This is a genomic window from Mucilaginibacter pocheonensis, from assembly GCF_031456535.1.
GTDB lineage: Bacteria > Bacteroidota > Bacteroidia > Sphingobacteriales > Sphingobacteriaceae > Mucilaginibacter > Mucilaginibacter pocheonensis.
In genome coordinates, this window is the sequence record NZ_JAVDUU010000001.1 from 1,573,522 (window position 1) to 1,592,645 (window position 19,124).

The 19,124-nt window shown below is 40.7% G+C and carries 18 protein-coding genes; 15 read left to right on the forward strand and 3 right to left on the reverse strand.

What is annotated here, in order from left to right:
- Window positions 1-16: 16 nt before the first annotated feature.
- The 5 genes from ribD (at window position 17) to bioB (ending at window position 5,037) form a co-directional block, all read left to right on the forward strand.
- The gene (gene ribD, locus J2W55_RS06610; protein WP_310093336.1) at window positions 17-1,072 is read left to right on the forward strand and encodes a bifunctional diaminohydroxyphosphoribosylaminopyrimidine deaminase/5-amino-6-(5-phosphoribosylamino)uracil reductase RibD; all 1,056 of its coding nucleotides are present in this window, start codon (window positions 17-19) and stop codon (window positions 1,070-1,072) included.
- 4 nt (window positions 1,073-1,076) lie between these two features.
- On the forward strand, window positions 1,077-1,955 hold the full coding sequence (locus tag J2W55_RS06615; RefSeq protein ID WP_310093337.1) for a DMT family transporter: 879 nt from the start codon (window positions 1,077-1,079) through the stop codon (window positions 1,953-1,955).
- 9 nt (window positions 1,956-1,964) lie between these two features.
- Window positions 1,965-2,579: an IMPACT family protein gene (locus J2W55_RS06620; protein ID WP_310093339.1), complete on the forward strand. Its 615-nt coding sequence runs from the start codon at window positions 1,965-1,967 to the stop codon at window positions 2,577-2,579.
- Window positions 2,580-2,659: 80 nt separating this feature from the next.
- Window positions 2,660-4,009: a magnesium transporter gene (gene mgtE / locus J2W55_RS06625; RefSeq protein WP_310093340.1), complete on the forward strand. Its 1,350-nt coding sequence runs from the start codon at window positions 2,660-2,662 to the stop codon at window positions 4,007-4,009.
- Window positions 4,010-4,035: 26 nt separating this feature from the next.
- Complete coding sequence (gene bioB / locus J2W55_RS06630; protein ID WP_310093342.1) at window positions 4,036-5,037, forward strand: biotin synthase BioB; 1,002 nt, start codon at window positions 4,036-4,038, stop codon at window positions 5,035-5,037.
- Window positions 5,038-5,155: 118 nt separating this feature from the next.
- Here bioB and J2W55_RS06635 read toward each other — a convergent pair whose 3' ends face one another.
- Window positions 5,156-5,647 carry a YajQ family cyclic di-GMP-binding protein gene (locus J2W55_RS06635; protein ID WP_310093344.1) on the reverse strand — a complete coding sequence of 164 codons (492 nt, stop codon included), beginning with the start codon at window positions 5,645-5,647 and terminating at the stop codon, window positions 5,156-5,158.
- Between the two features lie 189 nt (window positions 5,648-5,836).
- Here J2W55_RS06635 and ppk1 point away from each other — a divergent pair, with 189 nt between their 5' ends.
- The 7 genes from ppk1 to J2W55_RS06670 all read left to right on the forward strand — a co-directional run bounded on the left by ppk1 (window position 5,837) and on the right by J2W55_RS06670 (window position 13,553).
- On the forward strand, window positions 5,837-7,888 hold the full coding sequence (gene ppk1 / locus J2W55_RS06640; RefSeq protein WP_310093346.1) for a polyphosphate kinase 1: 2,052 nt from the start codon (window positions 5,837-5,839) through the stop codon (window positions 7,886-7,888).
- Entirely contained in the window at window positions 7,885-8,760 is an 876-nt protein-coding gene (locus J2W55_RS06645) for a Ppx/GppA phosphatase family protein (protein ID WP_310093348.1), read from the forward strand. The genes ppk1 and J2W55_RS06645 overlap by 4 nt, the downstream gene beginning before the upstream one ends.
- A gap of 176 nt (window positions 8,761-8,936) precedes the next feature.
- Window positions 8,937-9,500: a UbiX family flavin prenyltransferase gene (locus tag J2W55_RS06650; RefSeq protein WP_310093349.1), complete on the forward strand. Its 564-nt coding sequence runs from the start codon at window positions 8,937-8,939 to the stop codon at window positions 9,498-9,500.
- A 302-nt stretch (window positions 9,501-9,802) separates the two neighbouring features.
- Complete coding sequence (gene mtaB / locus J2W55_RS06655) at window positions 9,803-11,122, forward strand: tRNA (N(6)-L-threonylcarbamoyladenosine(37)-C(2))-methylthiotransferase MtaB (RefSeq protein WP_310093350.1); 1,320 nt, start codon at window positions 9,803-9,805, stop codon at window positions 11,120-11,122.
- Window positions 11,123-11,151: 29 nt separating this feature from the next.
- Complete coding sequence (locus tag J2W55_RS06660; protein ID WP_310093351.1) at window positions 11,152-12,318, forward strand: prolipoprotein diacylglyceryl transferase; 1,167 nt, start codon at window positions 11,152-11,154, stop codon at window positions 12,316-12,318.
- Window positions 12,311-12,796 (forward strand): GtrA family protein, encoded by a 486-nt coding sequence (locus J2W55_RS06665; protein ID WP_310093354.1) that lies wholly within the window; start codon window positions 12,311-12,313, stop codon window positions 12,794-12,796. Before J2W55_RS06660 ends, J2W55_RS06665 begins: the two co-directional genes overlap by 8 nt.
- The gene (locus J2W55_RS06670) at window positions 12,762-13,553 is read left to right on the forward strand and encodes an inositol monophosphatase family protein (protein WP_310093357.1); all 792 of its coding nucleotides are present in this window, start codon (window positions 12,762-12,764) and stop codon (window positions 13,551-13,553) included. The genes J2W55_RS06665 and J2W55_RS06670 overlap by 35 nt, the downstream gene beginning before the upstream one ends.
- A gap of 119 nt (window positions 13,554-13,672) precedes the next feature.
- Here the strand turns inward: J2W55_RS06670 and J2W55_RS06675 are convergent, their stop codons facing one another.
- Window positions 13,673-14,224, reverse strand: coding sequence for a NifU family protein (locus J2W55_RS06675; protein WP_310093359.1), 552 nt, complete (start codon window positions 14,222-14,224; stop codon window positions 13,673-13,675).
- A gap of 118 nt (window positions 14,225-14,342) precedes the next feature.
- On the reverse strand, window positions 14,343-15,686 hold the full coding sequence (gene purB / locus J2W55_RS06680; RefSeq protein WP_310093361.1) for an adenylosuccinate lyase: 1,344 nt from the start codon (window positions 15,684-15,686) through the stop codon (window positions 14,343-14,345).
- 233 nt (window positions 15,687-15,919) lie between these two features.
- Here purB and J2W55_RS06685 point away from each other — a divergent pair, with 233 nt between their 5' ends.
- The 3 genes from J2W55_RS06685 (at window position 15,920) to J2W55_RS06695 (ending at window position 19,118) form a co-directional block, all read left to right on the forward strand.
- A complete protein-coding gene (locus J2W55_RS06685) occupies window positions 15,920-16,531 on the forward strand; it encodes a TetR/AcrR family transcriptional regulator (RefSeq protein ID WP_310093362.1) in 612 nt (203 codons plus the stop codon).
- Window positions 16,532-16,625: 94 nt separating this feature from the next.
- Window positions 16,626-17,978 (forward strand): TolC family protein, encoded by a 1,353-nt coding sequence (locus J2W55_RS06690; RefSeq protein WP_310093364.1) that lies wholly within the window; start codon window positions 16,626-16,628, stop codon window positions 17,976-17,978.
- 33 nt (window positions 17,979-18,011) lie between these two features.
- Entirely contained in the window at window positions 18,012-19,118 is a 1,107-nt protein-coding gene (locus J2W55_RS06695) for an efflux RND transporter periplasmic adaptor subunit (protein ID WP_310093366.1), read from the forward strand.
- Window positions 19,119-19,124: the final 6 nt, after the last annotated feature.

Below are 19,124 nucleotides of genomic sequence, written 5' to 3' on the forward strand. Positions count from 1 at the left end.
AAGCTACTTTTGCAGCATGGTTAAACATGAAAAATATATGCAGCGCTGTATAGAGCTTGCCGGGTTGGGTGCCGGATGGGTAAGTCCGAACCCTATGGTAGGCGCGGTTGTAGTTCATGAGGGCAAAATAATAGGCGAGGGCTATCACCAAAAATATGGCGAAGCCCATGCTGAGGTAAATGCTATTGCACAGGTAACCGCCAATTTTGATAATGCAGCCGAATTGTTAAAACAATCTGTGATATACGTTTCTTTAGAGCCATGCGCCCATTACGGCAAAACACCTCCCTGCGCCGATCTTATTATAAAGCACCAGATACCTTTAGTTGTTGTAGGTTGCCGCGATCCGTTTGAGCAGGTTGATGGCAAGGGGATTGAAAAGTTAAAGGCCGCCGGCATTGAGGTAATTACGGGTGTGCTTGAAAAGGAATGTCAATGGCTTAATCGCCGTTTTTTTACCCGTGTGCAAAAACACAGGCCGTATATCATATTGAAATGGGCGCAAACCGATGACGGTTTCTTCGCGCCTGATGATGGCAGCCAGTTATGGATCACGGGCGCGGCATCGCGCAAGTTGGTACATAAATGGCGCAGCGAAGAAGACGCTATACTGGTAGGTAAAAATACCGCCAATATTGATAACCCTCAGTTAAATGTACGTTACTGGGAAGGCAAATCGCCCAAACGTGTGGTAATTGACCGGCGGCTTGAATTGAATAAAAACTTGAATGTATTTGATCAATCTGTTGAAACACTGATATTTAATGAGGTTAAATTTGATGCCGAAGGTAAAAATAAATACATCGCCCTGGAAGATTTTGAGCGCTATGTACCACAGTATATTTTATATCAGTTATACCTGCAGGATATACAATCTGTAATTATTGAGGGGGGCGCCCGCACGTTACAGTCATTCATTGAAGCCGGCTTATGGGATGAGGCCCGTGTTTTTACCGGCAAAACTGTTTTGAAAAAGGGTATAAAAGCACCACAAATAACAGGTATTATTGCAGAGGAAATACCATCGGGCGATGATCGCCTGCAAATAGTATATAACAAGCCAATTATATAATTACATGATATACGTTTTTTTAAGCATTTGCTGCAGTGTTGTAGTTTCTGTTTTGTTAAAGCTTGCCAAACGTTATCAAATTGATGTTTATCAGGCCATAACCTGGAACTACTCCATGGCTATATTGCTTACCTGGATATTTTTCAGGCCGAAGCTTAGCGGCCTGCTGGCCGGGCCTGTTTATAATTACCTTGCCCTCGGCGTATTATTTCCATTACTGTTTGTTATTATGGCTTCTTCGGTAAGGCTGGCCGGTATAGTTCGTACTGACATTGCACAGCGCCTGTCGTTGTTCATTCCCATATTCGCCGCGTTTTTTTTATTTGGCGAGACCCGCGACCCTGTTAAAATAATAGGCATAGTGCTCGCCTTTATTGCCATCATATTTTCAATTCCCTGGCAAAAAGCAGTTTACAACAGGGTAAACAAGGTTTCCTGGGTTTATTTGCTGTGTGTTTTTTTAGGCTTTGGATGTATTGATATTTTGTTGAAACAGATATCAAAAGCTAATGGCTTACCATTTACTTCCGCTATTTTTGTAATTTTTATACTGGCGTTTGCGCTGTCCATGATCGGGTTGATATACAAGGTGGCCACAAAAGAAACAAAATTTTCCTGGCCGCATATCCTGATAGGGTGGATACTTGGAGTGGCAAATTTTGGCAATATATTGTTTTATTTAAAAGCCCACCAGGCATTGGCCAACAGTCCGTCTGTGGTGTTCTCGGCCATGAACATCGGTGTAATAGTAGTAGGGGCCTTCATAGGGATGGTTATATTTAAAGAAAAGCTTAGCATGTTAAACAAAGCGGGTATTGCCGTGGCAATATTAGCCATAGTTATCATCTACTTTCCGCAAACGCTTGGCTTTCTTCATCTTTAATTTGTTTTAATGCTTTTTGACGATACCTACAAAACCATTGAAAAGCCTGTCGAAAGTATATTTCGCGACCGCGGCAGTAAGTTCCTGGGTTACGCTTATCCTATAAATTCCGAAAATGATATTAAAGCTATTGTTGCTCAACTAAAAGCAGAACACCCAAAAGCAAACCACCATTGCTGGGCCATGCGTTTGAGTGTAGACAGGTCGGTATTCAGGGTAAATGATGATGGCGAGCCATCAGGTACAGCGGGCAGGCCTATTCTTAACACATTACTGTCGCATGATCTTACCAATATTGTAGTAGTTGTGGTGCGGTACTTTGGGGGTACACTGTTAGGTGTGCCAGGTTTAATCAATGCTTATAAAACAACCGCCGAAGAAGCCGTCGGCCAGGCGGTCATCATCCATAAAACGGTAAACGACGTTTATACCATTGCATTTGATTACCTGCAAATGAATGATGTAATGCGCATCATTAAAGATGATAACCTTACCATTCTTAACCAGCAGTTTGATAACGACTGCAGTATACAGGTATCTATACGTAAAACCCAGGTAGAGCAAACTTTAACAAAATTGGGTAAGATAAACGGTGTGGCCGTTAAATACAACCATAGTTTATAGCTGCCGGTTGTTAGTTTCCATCGCTAATTTAATGCCTTTTTATTCCTTGTTTGCTGTATAAATACTTAATTTAGTCGGGTATGCAATCTTTTGAAATTGATAAAACCGATCTGCTCCGCATAAAAAACGCTCTGGAAAGCGATGATGCTGAGTTAGAGAAAGTTCTGCAGGGGTATCATGCCTCTGAGATTGCCATACTATTTGAAAAGCTTCCGCAGGAAGCTAAAGAACGGATCATCAACGTACTCCCGTCTGACGTAGCATCAGAGGTGATCTCTGAAATGGATGAAGAACACCATCCGGAAGAGCTGCTGGTAAACCTGCACCCTGAAAAAAGATCGGAAATAGTTGGGGAGCTTGACTATGACGATGCCACCGATATTATCTCACAACTGGATGCCGAACAGCAGCATGAGATATTAAAAGATATTGACCAGGAGGATGCCAGCAGTATACGCGCTTTATTAAGTTATAACAAGGATACCGCGGGTGGTTTAATGAACTCCGAAATTATTAAGGTAAACATAAACCTTAATAAAAAAGACGCCCTTGATGAGATCATTCATCAATCCGAAGAGATGGAGGAATTATATACCATTTATGTGGTTGATGACCTTGATATACTGAAAGGGATACTATCCATAAAAACGGTTATTAAAGCGAGGGCCGATGCAAAGGTGAGCGACCTCGTGCAAACCAATTATGTATACGTGAAGGCCGATGTTGACCAGGAAGAAGTTGCCCGTTTAATATCACAATATAACCTCACCAGTATCCCGGTTGTTAATGAGGACATGAAACTGCTGGGTCGTGTTACCGTTGATGACATCATTGACGTAATGGAGGAAGAGAACACCGAGGATATTTTGAAAATATCGGGTGTATCTGAGGATGAGGAATTGAGCGGTAACTGGCGGGATGCGGTAAAAAGCCGCTTGCCATGGCTGGTGATTAATTTGGGTACCGCCTTTTTAGCGGCGGCGGTTATCAGGCATTTTAGCAGCATTGCCGAGAAATTGCCAATTATTGTGGCCTATATGACCATTATTGGCGGCATGGGCGGTAACGCGGCCACCCAGGCGCTCGCGGTTACGGTACGGCGTATCTCATTAAGCGACCTTACCGATCATCAGGCATATACTACCGTATTAAAAGAGTTTTTGGTAGGTATGATCAATGGCGCTGCTAACGGACTTATCGTTTTGTTATTTGCTTTATTTTATGACGCCAACCCTATGCTGGGCCTGGTTTTATTTTTGGCGATGACGGGTAATTTAATTGTAGCCGGATTAACAGGCGCCGGTATTCCGCTGATATTGAAAAGGGTAGGGATAGACCCTGCTGTGGCATCGTCCATAATCATCACTACATTTACTGATTGTATAGGGTTTTTGCTGCCGCTTTGGCTTGCATCTAAACTTTTATTATAAATTTGAACCATCAAAATCTGAACAGAATGACCGAGGTAAGATACAACTGGACGAAAGAGGAAATAGCTGAAATATACCATACCCCTTTGCTTGACCTTGTTTACAAGGCAGCAACTATTCACCGTGAAAATAAAGATTATGCCGAAGTGCAGATCAGCTCGCTGATCTCCATAAAAACAGGTGGGTGCTCCGAAGATTGTGCCTATTGTCCGCAGGCAGCACGTTATAATACTGGCGTTAATGTACATGCCATAATGCCTAAAGACGAAGTTATCGCTGCAGCTGAAAAGGCAAAAGCAGGGGGCGCCTCCAGGTTATGTATGGGCGCGGCATGGCGCGAGGTACGGGATAACCGGGACTTTGATAAGGTGATTGACATGGTGAAAGCCGTTAACAGCCTGGACATGGAGGTTTGCTGCACTCTGGGTATGCTAACCGAAAGCCAGGCGCAACGATTGGCCGACGCGGGCCTTTATGCCTACAATCATAATCTGGATACTTCAGAAGAAGATTATAAACGTATTATAACAACCCGCACCTATGATGAGCGACTGCAAACATTAGAACATGTGCGTAAAGCCAAAATTACCGTATGCAGCGGCGGCATCATTGGTTTAGGCGAAACTGTGGAAGACCGTATATCGATGCTCAAGACGCTTTCAAATCTGCCTAAGCATCCCGAATCGGTACCTATCAATGCGTTGGTGCCTGTGCAGGGTACGCCTTTGGCCGACCAGCCCCGCGTATCCGTTTGGGATATGGTGCGCATGATAGCAACCACGCGTATTATTATGCCTAAAACTGTTGTGCGTTTATCCGCGGGGCGTACCGAAATGAGCGTAGTAGAACAAGCGTTTTGTTTTATGGCAGGTGCCAACTCTATTTTTGCCGGCGAAAAGCTTTTAACCACACCAAATCCATCATTTGATACCGATATGGCCATGTTTGAACTGCTGGGTCTTTCGCCGCGCAAGGCTTTTAAAAACGGCCGACCAAATGAAGTTAAAGAAGCAGAAGTTGCGGGTTAATTGATATCAAAAGGGATCTGAATTGTAAGAGCCCGTTTAATTATCAGGCGTTATTGCAGGGTATGAAGCAATCTCTATACTATACAGAGAGAGATTGCTTCGTTCCTCGCAATTCACCTTAATCCCGCATATTTATGTATTGCAGCGGCTGTCCAAAATCTCCGGCGCGGCATAAGCTTATTACAGCCTGCAGGTCATCTATCTTTTTACCCTGCACGCGCACCTGGTCGTCCATAATAGAAGCCTGCACTTTAAGCCCGCTGTCTTTTATCTGTTTTACTATTTTTTTAGCGGCTTCTTTATCAATACCTTCCCTAACTTTTATCTCCTTGCGTATCATATTCCCCGAAGCATACTGTTCCTTGCCAAAATCCAAAGCTTTTGGGTCAAGGTGCTGCTTCACCATGCGGCTGATGATAGAATCCTGTATGGCTTTTAAGCGCATATCGTTTTCAGTAACAATCGTGATCTCGTTTGTTTTTTTATCCAGGTCAATGGTGCTTTTTGAATCGTTAAAGTCATAACGGTTCAATATCTCTTTTTTAGCAGTATTTATGGCATTATCAAGGGTTTGCCCGTCAATCTTGCTTACTATATCAAATGTTGGCATAAGTAATGTAGTTTATAAATGTTTACAAAACTAAGGTATTGTAAACATTTATACAGCCTGTTAAATTAATTTGTTTACACAGCCAATAAAATAATAATGAATAAAATCCCTATTAATACCAATGAGTTAATATTAACTTAACAAATAAATAAGCAGTTTTGTAAAAGTGGGCCCGCACGGGCAATTTATATGGATAAACAGGTTCCCTTAATAAACAGAGAAATAAGTTGGTTATATTTTAACGACCGGGTTTTGCAGGAGGCTGCCGACCCTACTGTCCCGCTAATTGAACGGATAAAGTTCTTAGCTATATTTTCATCCAATCTTGATGAATTTTACCGGGTAAGGGTGGCCACTTTAAGTCGTTTGGCCAACCTGAACGAAAAATCAAAGGAGATACTGGGATATAACCCCAAAAAAATCCTGAACCAGATAAAAAACGTTGTTGTAAAGCAGGAACGTAAGTTTAACAACCTGTATGAGAACATCATTGTTAAAGAACTTGCCGAAGAGAAAATATTTTTGCTGAATGACAAGCAGCTTAACGTAACGCGCGGCGCATTTGTTAAAAGCTATTTCAGGGAAAAATTGCTGGCTACCCTGGTTCCAATCATGCTTGACGATACGCTGCCTTTGCCCGAGCTGCGCGATCGTGCTATTTACTTTTTTGTAAAGCTTACCAAGAATAAAAAGTCAAGGTTTGCGCTTATTGAGTTTCCGGATAACCTGTCGAGATTTGTTGTACTGCCTGAAACCAATAAACTGAAATTTATTATCCTGCTTGATGATATCATCAGATATAGCCTGGAGGATATATTTTTCATTTTTAACTATGATAGCATTGAGGCCTACTCCTTACAGTTAACGCGCGACGCCGAGCTTGACCTGGATAAAGAGGTAAGCGATAAATTTATTGATTCCCTGTCCAAAAGCCTGCAGAAGCGTAAAAAGGGTAAACCTATGCGTTTACTGTACGATACCGATATGCCTATGGACATGTTGAAATATTTGGTAAATAAAATGGGCCTGCATGGCGAAAGCCTTATTCCGGGTAACAGATATCACAATTTCAAAAATTTTATTTCGTTCCCCAATGTTGGCCGCCCGGAGTTGGAATACAATAAATATCCTCCTTTACCTGTTGAGGATCTGTCGTTTGGCAAAAGTTTGATCGGGTTGATCGCCAAGCGCGACTATATGGTGAGCACCCCATACCAGTCATTTGATTATATCATACATTTTTTACGTGAAGCCGCCATTGATCCAAAAGTTAAGGAGATCAGTATTGCTGTTTACCGGCTTGCCGAAAACTCAATGGTGATACATGCGCTTATCAACGCGGCAAAAAATGGCAAAAGGGTAAACTGTTTGGTTGAGCTTAGGGCACGTTTTGACGAACAGAACAATATTTACTGGAGCAACAGACTGGAAGAAGAAGGCGTAAATGTGCTTTATGGTGTTGCAGGGTATAAAGTGCACTCTAAAATATGCCTGGTTACCCGCCTTGAAAAACGAAAACTGGTTCATTACGCCTGTTTATCAACCGGTAATTTCAACGAAAAAACAGCCAAAATATATGCCGACCATACCTTGTTTACTGCCAATGAAAAAATAACCGGCGACCTGGTGGTGGTTTTTAAGGCCCTGTATAAAAATACTTTGCCCAAAGGGCTTAAAAACCTGATCGTATCGCCTATTGATTCAAGACCAGCTATTTACAAGCTTATTGATACCGAAATAAAAAACGCGAAAGCGGGTAAAACGGCTTATATGATATTAAAGATGAACAGCCTTGCCGATGAAAGCCTGATCACTAAATTATATCAGGCGAGCAATGCCGGCGTAAAAATAAAAATGATCATTCGTGGCATGTGCTGCCTTATTCCCGGTGTAAAAGGATATAGCGAGAATATTGAAGTTATAAGTATAGTTGATAAATACCTGGAACATGCCCGGGTGCATATTTATTGCAATGGCGACAATGAACTGTTGTACCTTACATCGGCCGATTTTATGACCCGTAATATTGATAACCGTATTGAGGTTGGTTTCCCTGTATATGACGAGCAGTTGCGCAAAGAAATTAAAGATATAATTAACATTCAGTTACAGGACAATACCAAGGCCCGTGAAATAAACGGTTTTAATAACAATAAATATCATAAAACCCACGCTGCCGAAGCCCATCGCGCGCAAATAGAGATCTATAACTTCCTTAAAACTAAAAATAAACCAAATTGAGATACGCGGCTATAGACATAGGTTCAAACGCAGTAAGGCTGCTGATTGCTGATATTATTGAAAACAATAATTCGGTTTCCTTTAAAAAAAACACATTGATCAGGGTGCCCCTGCGGTTAGGCGATGATGCATTTATTCAGAAGCACATATCTGAAAAAAAGACCAATGATCTTGTAAAATCAATGCAGGCATTCAGAAACCTGATGGATGTTTACAGAGTGACCGATTACCTGGCCTATGCCACATCGGCAATGCGCGAGGCAAACAATGGGGAAGAGGTTGTTAAGCTGATACGCGAAGAAGCCCGCATTGAGCTCGAGATCATCCACGGCTCAAAAGAGGCAAAGGTTATTTACGCCAGCCATGCTGAACAAAACATTGATAAAAGTAAAAATTACCTGTACATAGATGTTGGCGGCGGCAGTACCGAGCTTTCGCTTTTTTCGGCAGGCGAACTGATGGCCTCCAGGTCATTCAATATTGGTACCATCCGGATTTTGGATAACCAGGACACCGAAGAGACCTGGAACGATATGAGGGATTTTATACGCGAACATACACGGGGTTTTAAACAACTGGCCGGTATTGGTACGGGCGGTAATATCAACAAACTGTATAGGCTGTCTGAAGAAGAAAATGATGCTCCCATGCCCTTTAACAAGCTCAGATCACTGTATACTTATCTTACCTCATTTTCATTAAAAGACCGTATAAATGTTTTGGGCCTGAACCAGGACCGTGCCGACGTAATTATACCGGCCTGTGAAATATACCTTACAGTGATGAAAACGGCCGGTATTAAGCATATTTATGTACCCAGAGTAGGTATGGTTGATGGTATTATCCAGCTACTTATCGATAAAAACTCATAATTATTTAATGTAAAATTAATTTTACAAATTTGTTTAATAATTAAAAAACTGTTATTACATTTGTAGTGCCCTCTCAAGGGCATGTTTTTCATAGGTAGATGTAGGGTCGAGTACAAGTTATTCGACCCTTTTTTGTGCCTGTAACTTTTGCCTGTTTGGGTTGTTGTTGGTTAATCATGAAGAAGAAGATTGTAGTTGCTATTACCGGTGCCAGCGGCGCTATTTATGCCGATCTGTTATTAAAAAAGCTAAATCAGTTAAAAGACCAGATAGCCGAAGTGGCCATTGTAATGTCAGATAATGCAAAGGATGTTTGGCGCTTTGAACTTGACAACGAAGATTACAACAAGCATAGCTATAAATTTTACGCAAAAAATGATTTTATGGCGCCGTTTGCCTCAGGCTCGGCCAAATTTGATACCATGGTTATTGTACCTTGTTCCATGGGTACGCTGGGCCGCATCGCCAGCGGCGTGTCTGACGACCTGATTTGCCGCGCCGCTGATGTGATACTTAAAGAACGCCGCAAACTGATCCTGGTTGCACGCGATACGCCATTTAACCTTATCCATATCCGCAATATGGAAACTGTTACCGAAGCCGGCGGTATTATTTGCCCGGCCATTCCCTCATACTACAGCAAACCAAAAACCATCGAAGAGCTTGCGTTAACAGTGGTGAACCGCATAATTGATTTGATAGGGTTGGAGCATGAAAGTTACCGCTGGAGCAGCGAGTAATAAACGGCTTCACGTGTTCACGGAAACTTCAACTAATTTTCTTCGAAATCGTAATTCGCTGATTATCAATGTCTATGAATGTTCACGGTGTTCACGGTAGTAATTTATAAACACGTAATATCTTGATTATCAGTGAAAATAGTGTTCACGGTGTTCATGGCGTTCACGGATCTGTGAACGTGAACAAGCGGCAAATGCGCCAAAATTCATTAGGTCAATCAGGCTATAATTAGGCTATTGTCACAATTCAATTAACCCATTAATTCCGTAATTCTAAAATTGTTATCTTTGCGGCCTTAAAGATGAATAAGAAAGTCGCTTTTTATACGCTGGGCTGCAAGCTCAATTATTCGGAAACATCATCTATCGGGCGCCTGTTTAATCAGGCAGGCTATGATACGGTAGAGTTTACGAATACTCCTGATGTTTTTGTGATCAATACCTGCTCGGTTACCGAAAACGCGGATAAAAAGTGCAAAAAGATAGTTAAAGAAGCGCTCAAAATATCGCCAAACGCCTATGTGACGATAGTGGGCTGCTACGCCCAGCTAAAACCACAGGAAATAGCCGAAATACCCGGGGTTGATATGGTATTGGGAGCTGCCGAAAAATTTCAGATCATTGATCATATTACCGACCTCACCAAAAAACCCAAAGCGGTGGTTTATAACCAGCCGGTATCTGAAGCTAATCAGTTTGTTCCGGCTTATTCCTTTGGCGACCGTACCCGCACCTTTTTAAAAGTTCAGGATGGCTGCGATTATTCCTGCACATTTTGCACTATACCACTGGCTCGCGGCGGCAGCCGCAGCGATACCATTGAAAATGTGGTAGCGCAAGCCAGGCAAATTGCGGCATCCGGGGTTAAAGAAATTGTGTTAACGGGGGTTAATCTTGGCGATTTTGGTATCAGAAATGGTCAGCGCGAGGATAAATTCTTTGATCTGGTAAAAGCGCTGGACGAAGTAGAAGGAATAGACCGTTTCCGGATCTCCTCAATAGAACCTAATTTGCTTACAGACGAGATCATTGCCTTTGTGGCCGCGTCAAAGCGTTTTGTGCCGCATTTTCATATTCCCCTGCAATCAGGTTCCGATAAAATATTAGGTTTAATGCGTCGGCGTTACAAACGCAATCTTTATGTGGATCGTGTAACTAAGATAAAGGAACTTATGCCCGATTGCTGTATTGGTGTTGATGTTATTGTAGGTTTCCCGGGCGAAACCCGTGAAGATTTTATTGAGACCTATAATTTTTTAAATGACCTGAACGTTTCATACCTGCACGTATTTACTTACTCCGAAAGAGAGAATACATTGGCCAGCCAAATGAGCGGGGCAGTACCCGGTTCGGCTCGCGGCGAGCGTAGTAAGATGCTGCACATACTGTCTGACAAAAAACGAAGGGCATTTTACGAAAGTCAGTTAAATAAATCAGAGGAAGTATTATTTGAAGGCGATATTAAAGATGGGTTTATGCACGGTTTTACCCGCAACTATGTAAAAGTAAGAACCAAGTATGATCCTGTGCTGATCAATGAATTAAAAACGGTGCATTTAACAAATATTTCACCTGACGGTGATGTCGATATAACAGAAAGCGAAGAAATATTAGTGCATTAAAACGTTATATTCGCTTCAAACTATAACCTATGTTTCCAACAATTACTTCCCTTCTTCAATATCTTTTTGGTATAAATATTCCTTTGCCTATTCAAACCTTCGGCTTTTTTGTAGCCATAGCTTTTATAGGCGCTTACTGGGCTTTTTCGCAGGAATTTAAACGTAAAGAGAAACTCGGCATTATTCATCCTTTTAAAAAAACAGTAACAGTAGGTAATCCGGCTTCTGTTAATGAATTAATAGGCAACGGCATTTTTGGCTTTGTTTTAGGCTATAAGCTTGTTGATTGTGTATTGAACTATCAAATGCTTTTAGATAATCCGCAGGACTTTCTTTTGTCCTTACGTGGTAACTGGATAGGTGGTATAATTGGTGCTGCAGCAATTGCATACTGGGCCTATCGTGAAGGCGAAAAGCAAAAACAAGCCAAACCAGTAACCAAAGAAGTAACTGTACACCCCTATGAGCTGATGGGGAACATATTATTATGGGCGGCTATTTTTGGTTTTGCAGGCGCAAAGCTGTTTAATGCCCTCGAAAACTGGGGCGACTTTATGAAAGACCCGGTAGGCATGCTGATAGGTTTTAGCGGTCTTACTTTTTATGGCGGTTTAATATGCGGAGGCGCAGCGGTGCTTTATATCGCCAACAAACATGGCATTAAACCGCTTGATATGCTTGATATTGGCGGCCCCGGCATGATGCTGGCTTACGCGTTAGGACGGATAGGCTGCCAGATGTCTGGCGATGGGGATTGGGGGATAGTAAACACTGCGCCAAAGCCAGGGTGGTTTAGTTGGGCGCCCGATTGGATGTGGGCATTTAAATTCCCCCATAATGTAAACGACGAAGGGGTTGCAATACCAAACTGTGTAGGTAAATTTTGCCATGAATTGCCATATCCGGTTTTCCCAACTTCATTTTATGAGCTTGTGGTTTGCTTATTACTGTTCTGGTTGCTGTGGAGCATCCGTAACCGTATTAAAGCTGCCGGTGTGATGTTTGGCATTTATATGATATTAGCTGGTGTTGAACGTTTTTTTATTGAACTGATACGGGTAAATACCAAATATCATGTTGCCGGCATAAGCTTTACCCAGGCTGAATTTATTTCGTTGTTAATGGTTGTTGGAGGAGCTATTTTAATTGCGAACGGACTTAACAACGAAAAAAACAGCAGGCTTAAACATGGCTAGTATAATGCAGCGGCAAAAGTTATTTAATAATCACATTGTTAGATTTTTGCTTTCGGCAGGCGCCGGTTTTTTGGTTGATGTATCTGCTTATTATATTTTTTATCACAACTTGCTTATAAGGCCCACCTACCAGGTGTTTTCAATTACCATGCGTAATTCAACTGTGTCATTGGCTATTTCTTTCAGCATGGGGGTAATAGTTAACTTTTTAATGACCCGCTACATTGTTTTTACTGAATCAACATTGTCGCTATATAAACAATTTATACGCTTTGCCTCTGTTGCAGTAGTTGGTTTTTTTGCAAACCTTGCCATAATTAAGCTACTGATACAGCAATTTAGTGTATACCCTCCGTTGGCAAGGGTAGTGGCTATATTAAGCTTGTTTTTCGCGAGCTATTTTATACATAAAGTATTTTCATTCAAGTTAGCATTACGAAGTCATGGAACTCATAAAAATAACAAATCAGGTAACTGAGATAGCAAAACAGGCAGGCGATTTTATCAGGCAGGAAAGAAAAACTTTTGCTCCCGATAAAATTGAATATAAAGGATTAAATGACCTGGTATCTTATGTAGATAAAACCGCCGAAAAGATAATTGTGGAAGGCCTGCAGAAAATACTGCCTGAAGCCGGTTTTATCACCGAAGAAAAAACCACGACAACAGTAGGGGAAAGATATAACTGGATCATTGATCCGTTGGATGGCACTACCAATTTTATACACGGTATCCCATCGTTCTCAGTAAGTATAGCGCTTAAGGAATACGATGAGCTTGTGGCTGGTGTAGTTTATGAGATTAATCTGGATGAGTGCTTTTACGCATGGAAAGATGCACCTGCTTATCTTAACGGAAAGGAGATAAGGGTTAGTAAAAACTTAACCGTTGCCGACAGTTTACTGGCCACCGGTTTCCCGTATTACGATTTTGGTAAACAAGCTGCGTATATCGAGCTATTTGCCGATTTAATGAAAAGCTGTCATGGTTTACGCCGTTTAGGCTCGGCTGCTGTTGACCTGGCTTATACCGCTTGCGGACGGTTTGATGCCTTTTATGAATATAACTTGAACTCCTGGGATATTGCCGCCGGCATAGTAATTGTAAAACAGGCCGGAGGACAGATAGTTAATTTTAAAGGAGGAGCAGAGGTGCTCGATACAAGAGAACTGCTGGCCACTAACGGAAATATAACAGAAGAAATGTTAGCAACCATACAGAAATATTTTAAATAACACTTTTATAGCTAACTAAAAATGGCACTCATTTATTCAGATATTTGAATAATGAGTGCCATTATGTAAACGACTATTCGTGTGTTATTTCAATACAAATAACTCGAGTTGTGTATTTTTTATAACGCTTCTGATACAACTTCAGTAACCTCGGGCACCATACGTTTAAGGAGGTTTTCTATACCGGCCTTAAGGGTAATGGTTGATGAAGGACAGCCGCTGCATGAGCCGCGAAGCTCAACAGTAACCACGCCTTCGTTAAAAGAGCGGTATGAAATAGCGCCGCCATCCTGCTCAACAGCCGGGCGAACGTAATCATGTAATATTTGCTGTATTTTAACTTCGGTATCTGAACCTTCAAAATTGGTTTCTCCCTGAGTATCTTCTAATTGTATTTTCAATTCAGATTCAACCGCGCCTTTTACAAATTCTTTCATAATTGGCTCAATATCCGCCCATTCGCTACCATCGGTTTTGGTGATGGTAACAAAGTTGCTGGCAAAGAAAACACCATTAACAAAAGAGAATTTGTATAGTTCCTTGGCAAAGGGTGATTTCTCGGCGCTTTCCTTAGTTGGGTAATCGGCACTGCCATTGATAAGCAACTTATTCACTATGAACTTCATAGTTGCCGGGTTAGGTGTTAATTCTGTATATACGTTGATATTCATCCTGATCTTTTATTAAAAACTTGAGTTAACAAATTTAGGTAGCTTTTTTCTTTAAAGTTACCTATTAAATAGTTATGACATGCAGATGATAGACTGCTTAACGCCCGAATACCACCGGCTATATACCTGTGTAGTTTAACGGGGTAATTTCTTTCAGCTCATTTTTAACAGCATCACTTACATTTAACGTATCAACAAAGGCAGCTATTGTATGGCCGTTAATTTGCTGATTGGTCCTGGTCAGGTCCTTCAAGGCCTCGTAAGGGTTAGGATAGCCTTCACGCCTTAAAATGGTTTGTATGGCTTCGGCAACAACAGGCCAATTGGCTTCCAGGTCGTTATTAATAGCGGCTTGGTTGAGTAATAGTTTATTTAAACCTTTTACAGTTGATTTTATAGCGATAAGCGTATGGGCTACCGGCACACCTATGTTTCTTAAAACAGTTGAGTCGGTAAGATCGCGCTGTAATCTTGAAATAGGTAATTTGGCGGCTAAATGCTCAAACAGGGCATTTGCAATGCCCAGGTTACCTTCTGAGTTTTCAAAATCAATCGGGTTAACCTTGTGGGGCATAGCTGATGAACCAACTTCGCCGGCTTTTATTTTCTGTTTAAAATAGTTCATGGATATGTAGGTCCACATATCGCGATCCAGATCAATCAGGATATTGTTGATTCTTTTTAAAGCGTCGCATTGCGCCGCAAAGTTATCGTAATGCTCAATCTGAGTGGTAAACTGCGAACGGTTAAGGCCCAATACATCATTTACAAAATGATTGCCAAATGCTTTCCAATCCTTTTCAGGATAAGCAATATGATGAGCGTTAAAATTGCCGGTGGCGCCGCCAAACTTGGCAGAGTAAGGTACTGATCTTAATAAGGCGAGCTGGGCTTCTAAACGCTCAACAAAAACTTGTAATTCTTTACCTAAGCGGGTTGGCGAGGCGGGTTGGCCATGTGTGTGTGCCAGCATAGGTACTTGGTCCCATTCCTGTGCAAAGCTTTTTAATGCTTCAACCAAACCGGTTATTGCCGGATAGTAAGTGTTATTTAAAGCAAGCTTAAAGGTATAAGGTATCGCCGTGTTGTTAATATCCTGTGATGTAAGCCCAAAATGTATAAACTCTTTGTAGGGCTCCAGACTTAGTTTATCAAATTCATTTTTTATGAAATATTCAACCGCCTTCACATCATGATTGGTTGTTTTTTCTATTTCTTTTATGCTTTCAGCGTCAGTTTCTGTAAAATTATTGTAGATGTCGCGTAACTTTTCTAAAAGACCAGCATCAAATTGTTGTAGTTGAGATAAAGAATTTTCTGATAAGGCAATAAAATATTCAATCTCAACAAACACTCGGTATTTGATAAGAGCGAACTCAGAAAAGTATTTAGCAAGTTCAGCAGTTGTGTTACGATAGCGGCCATCAATTGGCGAAATTGCTGAAAGTGGAGTGAGCATCATGTTCTTTAAAATTTTGGCAAAGGTAAGAAATTAGATTTCAGATGCGCAGGTTACAGACGCTCAAATTTATAGATATATAAATGTCCAATTTTAAGTTGTTGGATAGTTATATATAAAATGCAAACCCAATGTAATATGTGCAGGCTGATTACTAATATTTTACAGGCAAATTTATTTCTAAATGGAAACTTTGAAATCAAAAAATGTTTCCTTAGTTTTGACCCGGAAAGTCAATGAGTCAAATAGAAAGAATTATACAAGGTAGCGGCGAGCTGTTTTTAAGAGCAGGTATCAAGAGCATTACGATGGATGATATAGCCAGGCACATTGGTATGTCAAAAAAAACTATTTATCAGTTTTTTAAAGACAAGAATGATCTGGTTACCGCATCGCTCAAAAAAAAGCTGAAAGAGGATGAAGAGCAGATGGCCGATATTATCAGCAAATCGGAAAATGTGATAGAGGAGATGATCAACATGATGAAATGCTCGGAAGAAGTGCTGTCACAAATCAACCCAACAGTAGTGCACGATTTGCAAAAATATCATCCGGAAGCCTGGGCTGAGTTTCAGAAGTTTAAGATTGGGGTATTGATAAGTACAATGGAGCAACTTTTAACAAAAGGTATGAAACAGGGTTACATTCGGACCGATATTGACGTAAAGATTATGGCGAGGATGAGAGTAAGCCAGTTTGAGCTTGGTTTTAACACAGAAATTTTTCCGATGGGGGAATTCAACATCGGAAAAGTGCAGATGCAGTTTTTAGAACACTTTAATTACGGCATTTGTACACTTAAAGGATATAAGCTTTTAAATCAGTATAAAAATATACATGAAGAATAAAATCTTGCTGACATAAGGCTGTCAGTACCAGCTATGACATTTGTACAGGCATTTATAAGTAATTTGAATAATAACCCAACCACAATAAAATAAAATGAGATATCTACTTTTTACGGCGACGGTTTTTTGCGCCATAGCATTCAAAAGCTATGCGCAGGATACTCCACCTAATAATCAAACGTATAACTTTAGTGTTCAGGATTGTATAAACTATGCCTTTGAACATCAGGATTCAGTTGTAAATGCCAGGCTTGATATAAAAAGTGCTGAATACAAGGTTAAAGAAACAACCGGTATTGGATTGCCTCAGATAAGCGGAACGGCCACCTTTCAGGATTATTTAAAGATACCTACAACGTTATTACCTGGTGAAATATTTGGCCAGCCAGCGGGTACTTTTATTCCGGTACAGTTTGGGGTTAAATATCAGTCAAGTATTGGAGCAACTGCAGACCAAATACTTTTTGACGGCAGTTATCTGGTAGGCTTAAAGGCATCCAAAACCTATAAAGAGCTTTCTATCAGAAATCATACCCGTACAAGGATTCAGGTTAACGTTAACGTAACCAAAGCGTATTACCAGGTCTTAGTTAGCAATGAACAGTTAAGATTGGTAAATGCAAATATCAAACAATTAAAACAACAGCTTGACGAAACCGTGGCGCAAAATAAGCAGGGTACTGTTGAAAAAATTGATGTTGACAGGATTTCAGTTCAATACAATAACTTAGTAACTACCCGTGAAAATACCATACGTTCTCTTGCATTAAATTATCAGGTTTTAAAATTTCAGATGGGGATGCCTATCGAGAATAACCTGTCGTTAAAGGATAAACTGGAGGATATTAAACTGGACGATAATACCGCTGACCTGGCGACTGATACTTCATTTTATCACAACCGGATTGAATACAATTTAGCTGAAACGGGTGTTGAACTTAAGAAACTTGATTTAAAGCGTCAAAAGTCACAATACTTGCCAACGCTAAAGGCCAACGCAACTTATACCTCATCTTATCAGAATAACAGTTTTGGTAATTTGTACAAAATGAACTTTCCTTCAAGTTATGTAGGGCTTACTTTAAACGTACCGATATTTAATGGATTTCAGCGCTTAAATCAGGTAAGGCAATCAAAAATTGCGATTTTAAAATCCCAGAATGATTTGGAGAATTCAAAAAACGGATTAAAGCTGGAAGCCAATAGAGCTAACGTAACGTATATCAATGGACTGCAAAGCCTGAATAATCAAAAAAGGAACAGAGAACTGGCAGAGGAAGTACTGCGTGTTTCTAAAATCAAATATCAGCAGGGGGTTGGTTCAAGTATTGAGGTAACCCAGGCTCAAACGTCCCTTGATGATGCAAATGATAAATATATACAGGGGCTGTATGATGCCCTAATAAGCAAGGTTGATCTGGATAAAGCATACGGTCGCATTAAATAAACATTTACTAAACCCACTATATTAAAAAACACAATGAAAAAACTATTATACATACCGGCTTTTATATTTTTGGCAGCTTGCTCAAATAAACAGCCCAAAGATAAAGCAGCACAACTTGTTGAACTAAAAAAGCAGCAGGCTGATCTGAATGCAAAGATTACCAAACTGCAAGCCGAAGTAGGTTCAGCAGATTCAGCAAAAACTACGGATGTAAGTACAATTGCTATAAAACCAACTCAGTTTACCAATTATGTACAAATTCAGGGTAAAATTGATGCGCAGGATAACGTAACCGCTTATCCGCAGGCGCAGGCAATTATTACTGGTATATATGTAAAAGTTGGACAACATGTAAGCAAGGGACAGATACTTGCGCAGCTTGATAATAACGTATTGCTGCAAAACATAGCACAGAATGAGGCCCAGGTTAGTTTAAACCAAACATTGTTTAATCGCCAAAAAAATCTTTGGGATCAAAAAATAGGTACTGAGGTACAGTTTTTGCAGGCACAAACAACGTTACAAAGCAGCAAAAAAGCATTGGCTGCTTTAAAACAACAGGCAAGTCAATACCGTATTGTATCTCCTATTAACGGAACTGTTGATCAAATGGATCTAAAATTAGGTCAGGCTGCCTCGCCGGGCCAAACAGGTATCCGTGTGGTAAACGCCGATGTTTTAAAGGTTAAGGCTGATGTACCCGAATCTTATGCAGGCAGCGTAAATACAGGCAACCAAGTTAAAATATTAGTGCCCGATGCCAATGACTCACTGGTTACCAAAGTAAGTTTTGCGGCAAAGGTTATTGATCCAACATCGCGTAGCTTTGGTGTTGAAGTAAAACTACCTGTACGTAAAACGCTTCGCCCTAATATGACAGCCATTATTCAAATAGCCAATTACTCAAAAGCAAACACGGTAGTAGTTCCTGTTAAAGCGATCATGAAATCAGAAGCTGGTGATTATGTTTTTCTGAATCAAAATGGAACTGCCAAAAAGGTGAATGTTAAATCAGGATCTACTTATGGCGGCAATACAGAAATATTATCAGGATTAAAAAGTGGCGATGAACTGGTTACGGAGGGAGCTACCGAAATTGAAGATGGTGATAAAATAAAAGTATTACAGTCTGCTAATTAATTATTA